The organism is Aeribacillus sp. SP014, assembly GCF_054055575.1.
Genome location: NZ_JBSRXI010000001.1, coordinates 1806161 through 1823167, shown reverse-complemented (window position 1 = coordinate 1823167; position 17007 = coordinate 1806161). Strand labels below are relative to the sequence as shown.

The window sequence follows — 17007 nt, the reverse complement described above, 5'->3', positions numbered from 1 at the left end:
TCCCCCTTTCACTCATTAGCTTTGATTTGACAGTTTTTTCTTTTTCGCTGCTTTTTCCCTCTCGTTTTTATCCAAGATTTTCTTTCTTAAACGAATCGATTGAGGCGTGACTTCACAATATTCATCATCATTTAAATATTCAAGTGCTTCTTCCAACGACATAATCCGAGCTTTTTTCATTCCGACCGTTTGTTCTTTCGTCGAAGAACGGATATTTGTTTGTTGTTTTACTTTACATATATTTACAACAAGGTCATTTTCACGATTATGTTCACCTACGATCATCCCAGCGTACACGTCTGTTCCGGGTTCAACGAAAATCGTTCCGCGATCTTCGACCTGTTGGATGCCATAAGAGGTAGCTTTTCCAGTTTCCATTGAAACAAGAACCCCTTGACGCCTTCCGCCAACTTGTCCTTTTTGCATAGGCTGATACGAGTCAAACGAATGGTTTATGATGCCGTATCCTCTTGTTAAAGACATAAATTCGGTCGTGTAGCCGATTAATCCGCGCGATGGCACCATAAAAATCAAGCGGACTTGTCCATTTCCGTTATTGATCATGTCGACCATTTCCCCTTTGCGCGCGCCCAATGATTCCATGACAGGACCTGTGTATTCCTCTGGAACGTCCACCTGCACCCGTTCAACCGGTTCGCAAAGTACTCCATCGATTTCTTTTACAATTACTTCAGGCTTCGAAACTTGCAGCTCATACCCTTCCCTGCGCATGTTTTCAATTAAAATGGATAAATGAAGCTCGCCTCGCCCTGATACTATCCATTTATCCGGGGAATCCGTCGGCTCCACTCTTAGCGAAACATCTGTTTGCAGTTGTTCATGCAGCCTTTCTTCGATTTTTCTCGCCGTCACATATTTTCCTTCTCTGCCTGCGAAAGGACTGTTGTTAACTAAAAACGTCATTTGCAGCGTCGGTTCATCAATCCGAAGAACAGGTAGCGCCTCTTGATGATCAACTGGACAAACCGTTTCCCCGACATTAATGTCTTCCATACCAGAAACAGCGACAAGATCACCAGCTTTTGCCTGTTCAATTTCCAATCGTTTTAATCCTTTAAATCCAAACATTTTCGTAACACGGAAATGCTTCACACTTCCGTCAAGCTTCATTAATGCGACTTGTTGTCCGACTTTCATCTCTCCGCGAAAAATGCGGCCGATGCCGATCCGCCCAACATAGTCATTGTAATCCAGCAGCGCCACCTGGAATTGAAGGGGTTCTGAGCTGTTATCAACAGGTGCAGGAATATGTTCGATAATCGCATCAAATAGAGCTTCCATATTTTCATCCTGTTTAGTTGGATCAGTGCTTGCCGTTCCGTTGATGGCCGAAGCATAAATAACCTGAAATTCTAATTGATCATCGTTTGCATCAAGCTCAATAAACAGCTCAAGCACTTCATCGACAACTTCTTCAGGCCGGGCAAACTCTCTGTCAATTTTGTTCACGACGACAATCGGTGTTAAGTTTTGTTCCAACGCTTTTTTCAAAACAAATCTTGTCTGCGGCATGCAGCCCTCATAGGCGTCGACAACTAGCAGCACGCCATCGACCATTTTCATAATTCGTTCTACTTCTCCGCCAAAGTCGGCATGACCAGGCGTATCTAAAATATTAATGGTCGTTCCTTTATATTCAATCGCCGTATTTTTGGCTAAGATGGTGATTCCGCGCTCGCGCTCCAAGTCATTGGAATCTAATGCGCGCTCCGCCACTTGTTCATTTTCCCTGAACGTTCCTGATTGGCGAAGCAATTGGTCAACCAATGTTGTTTTCCCATGGTCTACGTGCGCGATAATAGCAATATTGCGTAAGTCGTTTCTAACTTTCACACTGTCATCTCCTATTTGCTAAACTGAACCTAGGCTATTATACCATAAATACTGTGGAAACGTTGAACGTTTTTCGATAAACTAAAGATGGAAAGAGGCTTAAAGGCTATTAATGGTTTTCGTCTTGGATTGATGAAAGGAGGATGGGAATGGGCAACGGAAAATGGATATTTTGGGTTCTCGCCACCATTGCGGCGCTGCTTATTGTGTCGGTCGGCTTTGCAATAGGGGCTGGCAGCCTGTTGGGAGTAGTTGTTAGCATCATTGGAATTATTATTGTATTTGGACTCGGCTTTACCCAGAAAAAGAAAATGCGAGAGAGAGGATTATTATAAAGAATTTACATCTTGGCATCGGCCATTTTATACTTTCAAACGGTTTATGATACATAGATCGTCCCCTCTACTGATAGAGGGGCTTTATTACATGGCATTAGTTTCTTTCAAACCTACAAAGACCCATCTTTTGTTTCACAATATGTTCAGTTTTAGCTAAAACTCATTTACAATAGCCTTTTTCAAAAGACCAGCCTGAAATGAAATGGATACAAAGAAGTTCCATTTTATGTAAATTTTTTTAAACAACCCGATTTTTAGCCCTATTTACAAAACGTTGATTGCTACTACATTTCAATTGCTCCACACTTGTTCCATTTTTCTCGCCTGCCATCACGATGTGAAGTTTGCCGAACGATACCAACTCTTTCATATTTTTATAAGAGACTTTTTATACTGCTTTCTTCATGCTTGTTTTTTAGCAAGCTATGATGATCTATAAGCTGTCAACAGCATTTGCAGCTTTATATTTTCCCTTTAATATACTCCTCGATAATTTGTTGATGAATGGTTTGGTTAGCGGTGAAAATGCTTTGCTTTTTAAGCAAATCGACTGGTTTTCCGTCAAGCGTTGTCGTAACCCCGCCTACTTCGTCGACAAGGATTAAACCTGCCGCAAAATCCCAAGGAGCAAGTCTCATTGTAATATAGCCGTCCAGCTTGCCTGCGGCTACATAGGCAAATTCAAGAGCGGCTGAACCAAATGATCTCGTTCCTCTTAAACGTTTGACAAGCGGACTTAATATTGCTGGGTCAATTCGTCTGTTTTCCACCAGCCATGATGCATTCAAGCCGATGATGGATTCTTCTATTGTTTTCTTTTGTAACGGCGGAAGCTCCGTTTTGTTTAAATAGGCGCCGTTCCCCCTTATCGCATGGTACATTTCATCTCTGACGACATCATAAATCAGTCCTATTTGACCGACACCATCCGCAAAAACAGCAACCGAAATGCAGAAATTCCGCTTTTGATGTACAAAATTCATTGTGCCGTCAATCGGATCAATTATCCAAACGATACCGTCCAATGATTTCAATTCATGACCGGAACCTTCTTCTCCTAAAATGCTGTGTTCCGGAAACGTTTTGCGAATATTTTCCCAAAAGAAATGCTCTACTTCCCGGTCAATATTCGTCACTAAATCGTTTGGACTTGATTTCGCTTCAACGACCAGCTTTTGTTGAAATGATTGGCGAATTCTTTCACCAGCCTCATAAATCCATTGCTTTGCTTTTTGATCTATTTCATGCCAGTTCATCTATCTTACCCACTTTCTATTCAATCACCTTTTTTAGCATACTGTAAAGAAATGGAGAAAATCAAGTTTTTCACCTTTTTCATTGCAATATTTCACCCACATTATTTTTCTTTCTCTGTCGGTTTGTGCTACAATGTGGACAAACAACACAAGGAGGATTTTTATGGATTTTGTGCCATTTGTGAAGGAAGATTTTGAAGTTTTTCAAATAGACGGTTTAGAAGCGAGAATGGATGAGCTAAAAAAACGGGTGCGCCCAAAACTTGAAGCGCTGGGACAGCATTTTGCACCTACTTTGTCTGCTTTGACGGGAGATGAAATATTTTATCATGTAGCAAAACATGCCCGCCGTACCGTTCATCCTCCCAATGACACATGGGTTGCATTTGCAAACAGTAAACGGGGTTATAAGAAGCTCCCTCATTTTCAAATCGGATTATGGAGCACACACGTCTTTGTTTGGTTTGCCATTATTTATGAATCCCCTGTGAAAGAAGAAATCGGAAAACAATTTCTACAGAATTGGCAGCAAATTCGAAAGCAAATTCCTGAAGATTATTTCTGGTCAGCCGATCATACAAAACCGGATGCGGAAAAACAAAAAAATTTATCTGACGAAGATTTTCAACGAATTTTTCAACGTCTGCAATCGGTGAAAAAAGCAGAAATGTTATGCGGCATCAACCTTCCAAAAAATGAAGTTCTCTCCATGAGCAGGGAGCAATTTTTGGAAAAGGTTGACGAGACGTTTAAAACGTTAATGCCGCTTTATCAAATCACACAAAAAAGCACTGTTTAAAAATGGTCAGGATGCGCTGCATCGCTGACCATTATTTCTTTTGAAAACAATTAAGCAATGCTGGACCATTTCCGCCTTATCTCTTTCGCCTGTTCAATGATTTCGTCAAACAGTTCCGCAACGGACGGAATATTTTTTACCAGTCCTATAGATTGACCGGCCCATGCGTATCCTTCCTCGATTTTGCCTTCATAAATATATTTTTTGTTCGCTTCTCCACTAATGAAATCTTTAAGCGACTCATAATCTCCTCTTTCTCTTTCAATTTCCAAAATTTTTTCGGTCCAATTATTTCGAAGCGCCCGACCTGGTGCCCCTAACGACCTTTTAATAATGACGGTATCAAGTTCAGTACCGTTGACAATTGCTTCTTTATATAACGGGTGTGCATGAACGCATTCCTTCGTTGCAATAAAACGAGTTCCCATTTCAATCCCTTCAGCTCCAAGAGCCAATGCTGCCATTAGTCCCCTCCCGTCCGCAATGCCTCCAGAAGCAATCACCGGAATGGAGACAGCTTCCACTACTTGTGGAATTAATACGAAATTGCCGATATCGTCTTTTCCTAAATGACCGCCGCCTTCCTGTCCGACGACCATCACTGCATCTGCTCCAAGCTCTTCCGCTTTCTCCGCTTGTCTTCTTGCCGCAACGAGAACTAGTTTTTTTACATCGGCACCTTTTAATTGGTCAAAAAGCGGAGCCGGGTTCCCGCCAGTGATGGAAATGACCGGCACTTTTTCTTCAATCGCCACATCGAGCATATCGGAAAATGGACGGCCATGCTGACCGATGGCGAAGTTCACTCCAAACGGCTTATCCGTTTTTTGTTTCACCTTCCGTATTTCCTCTCGAAGCGCAGCTGGATTCGGAAGAGACATAGCCGTGATCTGACCGAGCCCTCCTGCATTGCTTACTGCACTTGCTAATTCTGAATACGCTAAATAAGCAAGTCCCCCTTGAATGATCGGATATTTAATCCCTAGCAATTCGGTAATTTTTGTTGAAAATACCATGTTTACCCCTCCCCATTTCGTATTATTCTTTTTCCACGCATTAAATTCCTCCTTTATAAAAACGTAGCTCAAACAAAGAGAAGCACAAAGATATTAAAAACCATATTTAATGCCTTTTGCAGGTTTTAAAGGAAAGTGCTATAATTTCATTTGTTTTTAATTTTGGGGAACCTTTAAAAAGTAGGTGAAAAGGAAAATTGTCACAGCATGATACACCATTGTTTACAGGTCTTTTAGAACATATTCAAAAAAATCCAATTCAATTTCACATTCCCGGCCATAAAAAAGGAGCCGGAATGGAGCCAAAATTCCGAGAATTTATCGGACATAATGCTCTGGCGATGGACTTAATTAATATCGGTCCTTTGGATGATCTTCATTCGCCAAAAGGAATTATTAAAGAAGCACAAAAATTGGCTGCTGAAGCTTTCGGGGCCGATCACACCTTTTTCTCGGTACAAGGTACGAGCGGAGCCATTATGACAATGGTCCTGTCGGTTTGCGGACCTGGAGATAAAATTATTGTTCCAAGAAATGTTCATAAATCGGTCATGTCAGCAATCATTTTTTCAGGGGCTTCCCCCGTTTTTATACATCCTGAAGTGGATAAAAACCTCGGCATTTCTCACGGAATAACGACAGAATCAGTTGAAAAAGCTCTTCAGCAATATCCTGATGCAAAAGGGCTTTTAGTCATTAATCCAACGTATTTCGGAATCTCAGCTGATTTAAAACAAATCGTAAATATTGCTCATTCATATGATGTCCCTGTTCTTGTAGACGAAGCGCACGGCGTCCACATTCATTTTCATGACAAGCTGCCATTATCCGCCATGCAGGCAGGGGCAGATATGGCGGCAACTAGCGTTCATAAGCTGGGAGGATCGATGACGCAAAGTTCTATTTTAAATGTTCGGGAAGGTCTTGTGTCTCCTGACCGTGTTCAATCGATTTTAAGTATGCTGACTACGACATCGACATCCTATTTGCTTCTTGCATCACTGGATGCAGCTCGAAAGCAGCTGGCAACGAAGGGCTATGAATTATTAGAGCAAACGATTCAATTGGCGAATCAGACAAGAAGCGAAATTAACAAAATTGATCATCTATATTGTGTAGGAGAAGAAATTTTAGGAACGAATGCAACGTATGATTATGATCCGACAAAATTAATTATTTCTGTGAAGGAACTAGGCATAACGGGATATGATGCAGAGCTGTGGTTAAGAGAACATTACAACATTGAAGTGGAGCTTTCCGATCTGTACAATCTGCTCTGTCTGATCACGCCCGGTGATACAGAATATGAAACATCACTTTTAATAAAAGCGCTTCGTGCTTTGTCAAAAGAATTTTCCCATCAGGCAAACAAGCAAGCGGAAGTCTCTGTCCTTCTGCCCGATATTCCTGTTTTGGCGCTGACACCTAGAGATGCTTTTTATGCAGAGACGGAAATGGTACCTTTTGAACAATCTGTCGGACGCATTATTGCAGAATTTGTCATGGTGTACCCACCAGGCATACCGATTTTCATACCAGGAGAAATCATCACTAAAGAAAATTTGCATTACATCCGAAAAAATTTAGATGCCGGCCTGCCTGTTCAAGGTACAGAAGATCCAACTCTTTCCTACATTCGCGTTATTAAAGAGCATAAACCGATTAAATGAGAAATCGCTGAAGAAGCTTTATAAATCCATACATTCGAGGACAAGTCGAAAAACGGATGAAACCAAATTTTGCTGAAGATCGATCATAAAATAATTTTGCTGCGGTAATGGCTAAAACCATTACCGTATTTAATTTATAATAATATTCAATTCTTTTAAAAGGAGCGACAACAATGAAAGAATATCAATTTCCCGTTCCGCCTATTTTTATTTTACTAATTGGTGTTATTTCTATTTCATTTTCTTCTATTTTTGTTAAATGGTCTGATGCGCCTGCATCTATATTAGGAATGTATAGACTGCTTTTTACGGTGATCGTTATGCTGCCGTTTCTCCCTTGGAAGAAAATCAAAACAGGAGCTATTAACATTCAATGGAAGGATTGGATTCAACTACTTTTATCTGGAATCTTCCTAGGTTTTCATTTCTTATTTTGGATGGATTCCCTTAGATATACAACAGTAGCAAGTTCAATGATTATAACTACATTAGAGCCTGTATTTGTTATGATAGGAGCTTATTTTATTTTTAAAGAGAGAACAAACCTTATTGGGATTGTGAGTATTTTTATAGCTGTTAGCGGTTCAATCATTATTGCATGGGGAGATATTAATCTTTCTACAAAAGCATTATATGGAGATTTCCTTTCATTAGCAGGAACGTTAGCAGTAGCCATTCATATGCTTTTTGGACAAGTATTATGCAAAAAAATTCCAACATCAATATATAGTTTTTGTGTGTTCTTTATAGGTGGATTTGTATTATTGATTTACAATCTTAGTTACGAGATCCCGCTGATTCATTATTCAGTTCATGATTGGGGCATATTTGTACTTCTAGCACTAGTCCCCAATATTTTTGGTCACGCATTATTTAATTGGCTTTTAAAATATTTGGATGCTACGACAATTTCAATGAGTATTTTAGGTGAACCAATAGGGGCAATTATATTAGCATACTTATTTTTAGGAGAAGCTACATCTATTTCCCAAATGATTGGCGGAGCGCTATCTTTAATTGGAGTCAGTATGTTTTTGAAAAATAAAGGACTTTCTAATAAGGAATTGACTGCGAATGCTTCTGTAAAAAGTGCTAATACATAACTAAAATATGGACGACGGCCTTCCTGCTTCGTGGGGAAGGTCTTTCATTAAAAAAACAGTTTATAGATGTAATGAAATATTTTTTGATAAACAAACGGTAAAACGGAAGCAATAATTAAACCTGTAACAATTGAAGATATGGTGAAGATGATGAACTTCCGAAGCGATATTTCTTTCCTCTTAAAAGCGATGATGAATACCCTTATCATAGAAAAGACAGTAATAAATATAATAATTGCCGAAAAGACGCTTGCTGCCATTACCTCCATTGTAAAGCTCCTTTCACAAAAGTCCTTTAGCTACATTTTACCGCCTAATGAATGGAATAGACACCACTTTTTATACTTTTATTGAAAAGACATCGATAACAAACTTCGCTATATCGAATTGCTGCCAGTTCCAATATTGGCTGCGAAATTTGTCGTAACTCCAATAAATTTTTCATCCAACCTTTTATGCACAAGTGACATTTGGTATATGTTTCATCAATCTTTACAAACCGCATCGCTGTCGTTTTAACACTTAAAAACCGCAATGACCGTACTTACTGAAAAAGACAAAGGTGAATTGATAAAAAATGAATTCAAACGATGTTTTTCTGTCTTAGCTCTCAATCACAATCCTGCAAGCATCCATTTCATTAAGATCACCAGCATTTGCTTTACATAAAAAAAAGCTGCCTTAAAGACAGCCCATTTATCTTAAACCCCTTTGTTACACGTGTTATTCAATATGTTATTGATGATTGCTTTTTTTACGATTCTTTTCTGTACAGCAATTGTTGCATTTACCATACAATACCGTAACTTTTTCATCATCAAAGAAATGAATTGTTGAATTGCAGTCTTGACAGACAATTGTTCCCATCCTGTATTCCCCTTTTCCATATAGCGTCATAAAGAATAAAGTGGAGACAAAATGACCTGATAGTTATATATTAATATGTCACATTATATTCGTCAAGCAGAAAATTGTATAACACATTTATTTTTTTATGCATTAAAAAATATGTAAATTGATTTTATCCGCTACAATTAAAGTTTTGTACATTTTATATGGGGATGGGGACATTTTTTTGGTTCAAAGTAGCTTTCAAATGACCTTTATCTGTTATGATCATTAGCATTACATGATTGCTGAGTATGATCCATTACGTGCATCTAAAGTCTACAACCCAACAACTCAAACATTCGCTCTAGATATCATACTTCTCGTACACGATTTGAAATTTTTTAATTTGTTTAAATAATATTTTATTTTTGTAACATTTGCATAACATTCAAAAGTGACGGAATTAAATATGTTAAAATGGCGTTAAGAAAAAATGAACACATTTTACCAGTTTTCTTTAAACGAAAGAGGTAGGACAATGGTGAAATTTATTGCATATACCTATACCGTTGCCGTACTGCTTCTATTGTCATCTTGTATTGCTGATCCGAAAGACAATCACTCGATTTCAAGCTCCGACAAAAAACAAATTCTTTTTTTTACCGACCAAAAAATGATGGAAAAAGAATCAATTTACTACGATGCTTTATTAGATTTAAAAAAACAATTTCCAGAGGAAATGGACAATATGATGATCTACCAAGCTGATAATCCTGAATCTAAGCGGTTTAATATTAAAACATATCCTTCCATTATCGTGATGGATCATGACGGCATCATTTTGCATATTAAAGGATCAGTTTCAACAAAAGATGAAATTGTAGAGCCGGTCTCAGAAGTGCTTTCCGAATAATGAGAATGTCGGTTTGAGGTAATTAAGCGCTGAGAAGATTCTTTAGTTAAATAGGATTTGTGCTCAAAATCTCTGCACAACATATTTTTGTGAAAAAACTTTCACAACAGTGAGAGAATTGTTCCATCATTTATTTTTCATCATAAAAACATACTAACATTAGTAGTACAGACCTAGGCCAAGGTTTGTGCTACTATTTTTTTATAGTAGAAGTGAAGGAAGGTCGAACATCCCCTGGGACCAAATAGAGTCCGTATTAAAAACAGACCAACTTCACATCCTTATTTGAATCAGTTTAGTATGTTGGGTCCGAAGAGACCGTGTATAAGAAAATGGAATCAATAAGGCAATGTGAAGAACTTCTATGTTTGGCTAAAAAGGAGAGGCAGAAAATATGAAACACGTAGTGGCATTTGATGTCAGTATGGGGAAAAGTACAATGGTCATTTATGACCGTTATCGTCAATGCGAATATGAGGGTGAAATAACCCATAACCGCTACTCTTTCGAGAAATTAAACGAAACCCTTATATCTTTAACACAAAAAGATGCACAGGCACCTGATATTGTCTTTGAAGCAACAGGCGTATATTCAAAACCACTAGAACGATTCTTAGGTGATCAAGGTTATATGTATTATCGAGTTAACCCACTCGAAGCGAATATTCAAATGGCTTCAATGAGGAGACAAAAAACAGATAAAAGCGACGCTCATGAACTTGCGAAAACTCACTTTAGAGTTGAACGTGAACAAACTTATCAAGAAGGGGAATATTATAAACAAATGCGTGCAATGACGAGATATTATGATGAATTAAGTAGTGAAATGACGCATTTATATAGTCGTTTACATGCGATTCTACAATTGAGTTTTCCCGAGTTAGAAAAGCTATTCAGTAAACGTTCTGCTTTATTTTTGAATGTCGTTCAATTATACCCTCATCCGGATCATGTGTTAGTTTGTTCAAAAACAGTGATTCGTAATCGTTTAAAAGCCAACACAAGAAAAAACTTATCATTGGCACGTGCTGAAGAAAAAGGGATCGCTTTAATCGAAGCAGCAAAAGAAGCGTATCCAGCAATTTCAAAAGATGATATTCGCTGTGAACAAGTGCGGGATTATGCCAAACGGATTGCAGACTTGAAGGAGAAAAGAGATCAACTTGTCCAAAAGATGGTTAAATTATCGAAAGATAAACAAGAGTATCAGATTTTAATTTCATTTCCAGGAATCGGAGAAACGACTGCAGTTCGTTTAATTGGAGAATTAGGAGATATTCGACGATTCAAAAACCATAAACAACTGAATGCTTACGTCGGTATTGATATTATGAGATATCAATCTGGGAATACCTTTTATAAAGACAAGATTAATAAAAGAGGAAATAACAAACTTAGAAAGATTCTATTTTACATGATCCAGACCATGATCCAACTACGGAAAAACACACAAAATCATATTGTAGATTATTATGATAAATTAAAAACGCAACCCCAGAGGAAACCTCATAAAGTTGCGTCCATAGCATGCGTGAATAAGTTCTTGAAATCGGCTTATCACCTTATCACACATAATCTGAAATACGATTACGAAAAGGCAACAATGCATCAGTAATCGTAAGTAAGATTATATCACAAAGACCTGACGAAAAAAATGGAAATCGTGAGGTCTATTTGTCATGCGAAAATTTATTTTGGAAGGAAGGGGTCCCCCTTCCTTCCAAAATAAAATCTATATTAACCAAATTATTTAATAAAAAATACTTGACTAGAGGTAAGAAAGGGGTTGTCCAAAAAGTCAAATCCCCATTGAAAACAAATAATCATAAACACCGATATATCAACGTTTCTATAACATTAAAAGGGGCAGTCAATAAGCCGAAAAAACGACTTATTAGACTGCCCCCTTTGGGCTGCATTACTTATTTATAATATGAATCGGTGTTCCAAGTGCAAGTTCGGCAGCTTCCATTGCAATTTCACCTAATGTCGGGTGGCCATGAATCGTCAAGGCAATATCTTCTGCCGTCATGCCTGCTTCGATCGCAAGTCCAAGTTCAGCAATCATATCTGATGCGCTGACACCTGCGATTTGAGCCCCAATAACAAGGCCGTCTTCTTTTCGTGTAATCAATTTTACAAATCCATCGGTTGCATTTAATGACAATGCGCGGCCGTTTGCTGCAAATGGAAACTTAGCTGCCACAATGTCAATTCCTTCGTCTTTAGCCTGTTGTTCCGTATATCCGACAGAAGCCAACTCAGGTTCTGAGAAGACAATGACAGGAATTCCGTTATAATCGATTTCAGAAGGTTTTCCAGAAATCGCTTCTGCAGCAATTTTCCCTTCATATGAAGCTTTATGAGCAAGTGAAGGTCCTGGAACGATGTCGCCGATAGCATAAATATTTGAAATATTTGTCCGGCATTGTTTGTCAATTTTAATGTAGCCTTTTTCATCGATTTCTACTCCGACTTGTTCGAGACCAAGTTCATCAGTGTTTGGTTTGCGTCCTACTGTAACTAAACAATAGTCCGCTTCCACTACTTGCTCTTTTCCTTTTGCTTCAAATGTCACTTTTACTCCGTCTTTTGTTTCTTCAACACCTTTTGCAAGTGCGCTAGTATGAATTTCGACATTACCTTTTTTCTTCAACGCTCTTTTTACAAGAGCTGTCATTTGTTTTTCAAATCCTGGAAGAATTTCTTTGTCTCCTTCAATAATCACAATTTCAGTGCCGAAATTCGCATAAGCAGTTCCAAGCTCTATGCCAATGACTCCCCCGCCAATGATAACCATTTTTTTCGGAACTTCTTGCAGGGACAACGCTCCTGTTGAGTCAATGACTCGCTCAGAAAATTTAATGCTTGGAATTTCAATTGGACGGGAGCCAGTTGCAATGATTGCATTTTTAAATTTATACGTTTGAGCTGAATTCTCGTTTATGATTCTGACGGTGTTGCGATCAACAAAATATGCTTCGCCTTTTACAATTTCAACTTTATTTCCTTTTAAAAGGCCTTCAACACCACCTGTAAGTTTTTTGACTACACTTTCTTTCCAAGCTTGCACTTTAGAAAAGTCTAGTGTTACATTTTCAGCTTTTATTCCTATATCTTCTGATTCTTTAGCCTCTACATAACGGTGTCCTGCACTAATTAATGCTTTAGAAGGAATACATCCAACATTGAGGCAGACGCCGCCAAGAGATCCTTTTTCAACGATCGTAACTTTTTGCCCTAATTGCGCAGCTCTTATTGCAGCCACATAGCCGCCGGGACCAGCTCCTATGACGAGAGTGTCAGTTTCAATCGGGAAATCTCCTACTACCATTTATTACGCCTCCATTAGTAATAATTGGGGATCATGCAATAAACGCTTAATATGGTTAAGCGCATTTTGTGCAGTTGCACCGTCGATCATTCGATGGTCAAAGCTTAAAGACAGCGCTAAAACAGGGGCTGCAACGATTTCTCCGTTTTTCACAACCGGTTTTTCAGAAATACGTCCGAGACCTAGAATGGCTACTTCTGGATGATTAATGACAGGAGTAAACCATTGGCCGCCAGCGGAACCGATATTGGTTATCGTGCATGATGCGCCTTTCATTTCATTTGGAGTAAGTTTGCCCTCACGCGCTTTTGTTGCCAATTCATTAATTTCTGCAGAGATTTCAAAAATCGATTTTCGATCTGCATGTTTGACAACAGGAACTAAAAGTCCTTTTTCCGTATCAGCTGCAATTCCGATATTGTAATAGTGCTTATGAATAACTTCTTCTGTTTCATCATCAAATGACGTGTTTAATACTGGATATTTTTTCAGTGCCGATGTTAAAGCTTTGACAACATAAGGCAAATATGTAAGCTTAATGCCTTGTTCTGCCGCAATAGCTTTAAATTTCTTCCGATGTGCAACAAGCTCTGTTACATCGACTTCATCCATTAATGTTACATGTGGCGCAGTTTGCTTCGATTTAACCATCGCTTTTGCAATTGCTTTTCGAATACCGCTGATTTTCTCGCGGGTTTCTGGGAATTCTCCTTCAAGGACAACCGGAGCCGGCGCTGCTTTTTCTCCTGCCGATACGCCTGTTGCAGCTTCTTTTTCCACGTTTTCAACAGGTTTTGCTTCTTCTTGTCCACCTTTCAGATAAGCATCAATATCTTCCTTCAATATGCGCCCGCCGTTTCCTGAGCCTTGTACCAATCGAATATCAACGCCTTTTTCACGCGCATATTTTCGGACGGATGGCATTGCAATAACGCGTCGGTTAACATCTACGTCTTCTGAAGCAGACTGTGAAGCGTTGCTTTCCACTTTTTGCTCTTCTGTGGAAGGCTTTTCTTCTTTTGCTGCTTCACCGCTTTCATCGCCTTTTGATTGATTTTCATAACCTGGAGCATCAATTGTGACTAATACTTGACCGACAGTTGCAACTTCCCCTTCATTCACTTTTAATTCTAATACTTTTCCTTTTACAGGGGAAGGGATTTCAACTACTGCTTTGTCATTTTGCACTTCACAAAGAACATCATCTTCATTGATTTCATCACCAGGTTTGATAAACCATTTTACTATTTCACCTTCATGAATGCCTTCACCGATATCCGGCATTATAAATTCAAAAGCCACAGATTTCAACCTCCTAAATAATTTTCAGTTGATGGCCGAAAAGAAGAAAAGATGATGCTCCTCTTTTTAGCCAATTAGAAATTCAATGCTTTTTTAGCCGTTTCAACGATATCTTTGTAGTTTGGAAGCCATACATCTTCCGCTTGTGAGAATGGATAGACAGTGTCCGGAGCTGCTACGCGGAAAACAGGAGCTTCCAAGCTAAGAATCGCTCTTTCATTAATTTCTGCAACAACATTAGCAGCAATTCCTGCTTGTTTTTGGGCTTCCTGCACGACAATCGCGCGGTTTGTTTTCTCTACTGAAGCAATAATCGTTTCTATATCCAGCGGACTTACTGTACGTAAATCGATCACTTCTGCTGAAAAGCCCTCTTTTTCAAGTTCGTCAGCAGCTTTTAAAGATTCATGCACCATTGCCCCGTAAGTGATGATCGAAATATCTTTCCCTTCACGTTTTATATCCGCTTTGCCGATCGGAATTGTATATTCTTCTTCCGGAACTTCATCACGGAAGGAACGATAAAGCTTCATATGCTCCAAGAAAATGACCGGATCATTATCCCGAATTGCTGAAATAAGCAACCCTTTTGCATCATAAGGGGTGGAAGGAATAACGACTTTTAAACCAGGCTGCTGCGCCATCAAGCCTTCCAAGCTGTCCCCATGAAGCTCAGGGGTATGAACGCCGCCGCCGAAAGGAGAACGAATGGTGATCGGAGCATGCCAGCGGCCCCCGGAGCGATAACGCAAACGCGCCATTTGTCCAGAAATGGAATCCATAACCTCATAAACAAAACCGAAGAATTGAATTTCAGCTACCGGACGAAAGCCTTGTGTGCTTAAACCGATTGCCAAGCCGCCAATTCCTGATTCTGCCAGAGGTGTATCAAAAACTCGGTCTGGGCCGAATTCTTTTTGAAGTCCTTCTGTTGCACGGAACACACCGCCGTTTACACCAACATCTTCCCCAAATACTAACACATTTTCGTCGTTTTTCAGTTCCGTACGCAACGCATCAGTGATTGCTTGAATCATTGTCATTTGCGCCATGCTCACTTCGACTCCTTCTCTTTATAAATTTCATATTGTTCTTTTAGGTTATAAGGCCAGCTTCCTTCTTCAAACATAATGTTGATTAAGTCTGTCACTTTTTGTTTTGGAGTTTCATCCGCTTTTTTGATTGCTTCTTTTATATCTTCTTTCGCCTTTTCGATAACTTCGTTTTCTTCTTCCTCGCTCCACAATCCTTTTGCTTGAAGGAAGTTTCTGAAACGAACAAGCGGATCTTTTGCCTCCCACTCGTCATCAAGCTCTTTTGCCCGATATCTCGTTGGATCGTCTCCTGCCATTGTATGCGGACCGTAGCGGTAGCATAATGTTTCAATTAATGTCGGACCTTCACCGTTTATTGCCCGTTCACGCGCTTCCTTCACAGCTGCATAAACAGCAAGCGGATCCATTCCATCTACTTGTATACCAGGGATTCCAGCTGCAACAGCTTTTTGTGCAAGTGTTTCAGCTGAAGTTTGCACCTCTACAGGTGTTGAAATTGCAAACCGGTTGTTTTGAACGATGAAAATAGCAGGTGCTTTAAATGCCCCAGCAAAGTTTATTCCTTCGTAAAAGTCGCCTTGAGACGTTCCTCCATCACCTGTATACGTAACAGCAACTGCTTTTTTGCCGCGTTTTTTCAAGCCTAATGCTACCCCTGCAGCTTGCACATATTGGGCGCCGATAATAATTTGCGGTGAAAAAGCGTTTACGTCTTCAGGCATTTGGTTTCCATGAAAATGCCCGCGGGAATATAAAAATGCTTGATACAAAGGCAATCCATGCCAAACTAACTGCGGTATATCACGATAGCCCGGGAGAATGAAGTCCTCTTTTTCCAAGGCAAAATGAGAAGCAATTTGTGATGCTTCTTGTCCGGCAGTCGGTGCGTAAAAACCTAAACGACCTTGACGATTTAAAGAAATTGAACGCTGATCCAACACTCTGGTAAATACCATTCGTCTCATTAATTCCTTTAATTCTTCATCAGAAAGGGAAGGCATCGCATCTTCATTCACGACTTCGCCTTTTTCGTTTAAAATTTGGAACGTTTGGAATTCCTTGCGAATCGCATCAAATTGCTTTTCGCTGTCAACGACAACATTTTTCGCCTTTTTTGCCATTCAACACACCTCTTCGTTTCATTTTCTCAGCCTTTAAATTCATCCATAAAACTAGATTACCCCAAATTGTTCATGGAGACACACATTGCGGATCTTTAATTGCCAAAATCGTCAAGTACATTGCAAGATCGCTTTACAAACTGTATTAATTTTTTTATTTAAAATAGTAATACACATCGATTTCACTTCATAGTGTACACCCTTTTTTCACATGCGTCAATTAATTTGTTTATTTTTAAAACAATATATAAAACGCTTTCAAGATAATTGGAAATATTTTTACTTTTAAATCTGTACTAATACAACAGATAATTCTGTATCACTATTACAGATACAGACGGAAGCGAATCATTTATCTGGAGAGCGTGTTGCTTCTCTATATAAATTACAGAAGAATTTATATAAATAAGGAAGT

14 protein-coding genes are annotated in these 17007 nt (G+C 39.1%); 6 read left to right on the top strand and 8 right to left on the bottom strand.

Annotated elements, in window-relative coordinates; genetic code table 11:
- Positions 1-15 precede the first annotated feature (15 nt).
- A complete protein-coding gene (gene typA, locus ACVIJU_RS08945) occupies positions 16-1854 on the bottom strand; it encodes a translational GTPase TypA (RefSeq protein ID WP_456687491.1) in 1839 nt (612 codons plus the stop codon).
- Positions 1855-2003: 149 nt separating this feature from the next.
- On the opposite strand from typA, the gene ACVIJU_RS08940 reads away from it, so the two are divergent.
- A complete protein-coding gene (locus ACVIJU_RS08940; RefSeq protein WP_063389653.1) occupies positions 2004-2189 on the top strand; it encodes a DUF5325 family protein in 186 nt (61 codons plus the stop codon).
- A 464-nt stretch (positions 2190-2653) separates the two neighbouring features.
- On the opposite strand, the gene ACVIJU_RS08935 is transcribed toward ACVIJU_RS08940, so the two are convergent.
- Positions 2654-3448: an inositol monophosphatase family protein gene (locus ACVIJU_RS08935; RefSeq protein WP_063389652.1), complete on the bottom strand. Its 795-nt coding sequence runs from the start codon at positions 3446-3448 to the stop codon at positions 2654-2656.
- Between the two features lie 163 nt (positions 3449-3611).
- Between ACVIJU_RS08935 and ACVIJU_RS08930 the strand changes: the two genes are divergently transcribed.
- Positions 3612-4247: a YktB family protein gene (locus tag ACVIJU_RS08930; RefSeq protein WP_063389651.1), complete on the top strand. Its 636-nt coding sequence runs from the start codon at positions 3612-3614 to the stop codon at positions 4245-4247.
- A 50-nt stretch (positions 4248-4297) separates the two neighbouring features.
- On the opposite strand, the gene ACVIJU_RS08925 is transcribed toward ACVIJU_RS08930, so the two are convergent.
- A complete protein-coding gene (locus tag ACVIJU_RS08925; protein WP_327855913.1) occupies positions 4298-5263 on the bottom strand; it encodes an NAD(P)H-dependent flavin oxidoreductase in 966 nt (321 codons plus the stop codon).
- A gap of 197 nt (positions 5264-5460) precedes the next feature.
- On the opposite strand from ACVIJU_RS08925, the gene ACVIJU_RS08920 reads away from it, so the two are divergent.
- Both ACVIJU_RS08920 and ACVIJU_RS08915 read left to right on the top strand, forming a co-directional pair.
- Positions 5461-6933 (top strand): aminotransferase class I/II-fold pyridoxal phosphate-dependent enzyme, encoded by a 1473-nt coding sequence (locus ACVIJU_RS08920; protein ID WP_456687490.1) that lies wholly within the window; start codon positions 5461-5463, stop codon positions 6931-6933.
- Between the two features lie 173 nt (positions 6934-7106).
- Positions 7107-8036, top strand: a complete 930-nt coding sequence (locus ACVIJU_RS08915; RefSeq protein ID WP_446650983.1) for a DMT family transporter — start codon at positions 7107-7109, stop codon at positions 8034-8036.
- 735 nt (positions 8037-8771) lie between these two features.
- On the opposite strand, the gene ACVIJU_RS08910 is transcribed toward ACVIJU_RS08915, so the two are convergent.
- Positions 8772-8903, bottom strand: a complete 132-nt coding sequence (locus tag ACVIJU_RS08910) for a GapA-binding peptide SR1P (protein ID WP_082830423.1) — start codon at positions 8901-8903, stop codon at positions 8772-8774.
- Between the two features lie 502 nt (positions 8904-9405).
- Between ACVIJU_RS08910 and ACVIJU_RS08905 the strand changes: the two genes are divergently transcribed.
- Both ACVIJU_RS08905 and ACVIJU_RS08900 read left to right on the top strand, forming a co-directional pair.
- Positions 9406-9780: a hypothetical protein gene (locus ACVIJU_RS08905; RefSeq protein WP_311067228.1), complete on the top strand. Its 375-nt coding sequence runs from the start codon at positions 9406-9408 to the stop codon at positions 9778-9780.
- A 394-nt stretch (positions 9781-10174) separates the two neighbouring features.
- The gene (locus ACVIJU_RS08900) at positions 10175-11395 is read left to right on the top strand and encodes an IS110 family RNA-guided transposase (protein WP_063388609.1); all 1221 of its coding nucleotides are present in this window, start codon (positions 10175-10177) and stop codon (positions 11393-11395) included.
- A gap of 303 nt (positions 11396-11698) precedes the next feature.
- Here the strand turns inward: ACVIJU_RS08900 and lpdA are convergent, their stop codons facing one another.
- From lpdA to pdhA, 4 genes are all read right to left on the bottom strand, one after another.
- On the bottom strand, positions 11699-13114 hold the full coding sequence (gene lpdA, locus ACVIJU_RS08895; RefSeq protein WP_066251282.1) for a dihydrolipoyl dehydrogenase: 1416 nt from the start codon (positions 13112-13114) through the stop codon (positions 11699-11701).
- A 3-nt stretch (positions 13115-13117) separates the two neighbouring features.
- Positions 13118-14416 carry a dihydrolipoamide acetyltransferase family protein gene (locus ACVIJU_RS08890; RefSeq protein ID WP_063389644.1) on the bottom strand — a complete coding sequence of 433 codons (1299 nt, stop codon included), beginning with the start codon at positions 14414-14416 and terminating at the stop codon, positions 13118-13120.
- A 74-nt stretch (positions 14417-14490) separates the two neighbouring features.
- A complete protein-coding gene (locus ACVIJU_RS08885; RefSeq protein ID WP_063389643.1) occupies positions 14491-15468 on the bottom strand; it encodes an alpha-ketoacid dehydrogenase subunit beta in 978 nt (325 codons plus the stop codon).
- Between the two features lie 2 nt (positions 15469-15470).
- Positions 15471-16592, bottom strand: a complete 1122-nt coding sequence (gene pdhA, locus ACVIJU_RS08880) for a pyruvate dehydrogenase (acetyl-transferring) E1 component subunit alpha (RefSeq protein ID WP_063389642.1) — start codon at positions 16590-16592, stop codon at positions 15471-15473.
- Positions 16593-17007 lie beyond the last annotated feature (415 nt).